The sequence below is a fragment of the Microcoleus sp. OTE_8_concoct_300 genome (assembly GCF_031383065.1).
Classification (GTDB): Bacteria; Cyanobacteriota; Cyanobacteriia; order Cyanobacteriales; family Microcoleaceae; genus Microcoleus.
Genome location: NZ_JANMZH010000845.1, coordinates 1 through 1627, shown reverse-complemented (window position 1 = coordinate 1627; position 1627 = coordinate 1). Strand labels below are relative to the sequence as shown.

Here is a 1627-nt window from a genome sequence, read left to right as displayed (position 1 = left end):
AACCTCTACAGCGGACGAGCTGCCACTCGAAAAATTTCATCGGCTGCTTAACCTAGTTTTTTGGGTTAAATTTTTGAAATTTGAAAGTATATCATGTTTTGTGTTTTTGTGGGATGTTTACCGGGTATCACTCGACCCGGTGGTTTTGACCTTGCGGGCCTGCGGCGCACCCCTGACGCGGCCGGGGGGACGTGCCACGCTTAGCTGTCCCCCCGGCCCACGATTAGCGATCACTAAATTCTGGCACTGTATACACTGTCTACAACTGTCTATAGTGTCTTACAACGTCTTACACCGATCTAACGACCTAAAGCTTGAGTTACCCATGCTGGGGTTAATCCAGTCCTCAAATGCAGTTGCTACCCATTTATGGAAATGGTCAAATAGGGGGTGTTATCCATTTATGGAAATGGTAAATGCAGTTGCTACCCATTTATGGAAATGGTAAGTCAAAGCGCTTGACTCCCGTTTATGGAAATGGTTAGATAGAGATGCTAGCCATTTATGGAAACGGCAATGAGTAACAAAGTACGGGACAGATTGGGCAAGTTTGTATTTAAATCAGAAGCTCCCCGCAAAATCCGATCGGTCAATCTCACAGATGACGCCTGGCACTGGTTGGCTACTGTAGCTGAGAAAGCGGGGGTGAGTCGGAATGATTATTTAGAAGCGCTAGCATCCAGCAACGAGCCATTTATGGAAATGGTAGAAAGTCCCTCTCCTCCGTTTATAGAAACGGTACGGACTGGGATAGAAGCCGATGGCGCGAACATACCGCAACAACCAGATAGCGAGCTTTTACCGTTTATAGAAACGGTACGGGCTGAAAATCAGCGGTTACATATCGAGTTAGGTAACTCTGCAAGTGAAAAAGAATTACTTAAACAAGAATTGGTGAAACTGCGATCGCAACTTGAGACAGAGTGCGCCGATCGGGAGGACATCGAGGCCGAACTTTCCGAGCTAAAGCAAAATTCTGCTCCGGCCGCCACACTTTCCGGCAAACCAACACCCGATGCGGCCACAATTCTCAGTCAGCTCCGAGCCAGACGCAAAAAATCAAAAACCGACTTGTCAGACTTGGAAGCCATCTTAGAAATTTTGAAAAGCTGAGGCGACAAAATTTTACAGCAATACCTTGACAAAGTGATTGCAATACTGCAATGGTAAGTAACTAAGGAAGACTGCTGCGCGACTGACCAGCGATTGGACCCGCTAGCCAAGTCACGACTTCCCCAACACGTTCTATAACAACGCTTGGAGCTCAAAAATTATGACATTTACAGAGGGTTGTCCCCCCGGACGATCGCAAGACTTAACGTTGGTGTTGAAAGTTAACCCAGTGCTAGAGACACTAGATTAACTACGACTTTCCAGCATTTTGATTTCGCCCTAGCTGTTAATTCGCTTAGGGGCACTGCTGCGCGACTGCTCGGTGGTCTGGACACACCGAACAAGTCACAACTTCCCCAATTTTCCCAGACGATTGGAGTGTCTAAATGGCTTTTGGTAATGACATTTTTGTTGTGCGGCGAGAATTTAAACTAACCAAATGCCCGTAAATTCCAAAAGACTGCTGTTATCTGTAGGAGGATCTAACAGCGGTCTTTGGATTTACACTCACCAG

At 46.6% G+C, this 1627-nt stretch carries 1 protein-coding gene; it reads left to right on the top strand.

Translation table 11 applies throughout. The annotated features are described in order from the left end of the window. Positions 1-516: 516 nt before the first annotated feature. The gene (locus tag ACUVJL_RS37295; protein ID WP_445250417.1) at positions 517-1113 is read left to right on the top strand and encodes a hypothetical protein; all 597 of its coding nucleotides are present in this window, start codon (positions 517-519) and stop codon (positions 1111-1113) included. The last annotated feature ends 514 nt before the right edge of the window (positions 1114-1627 follow it).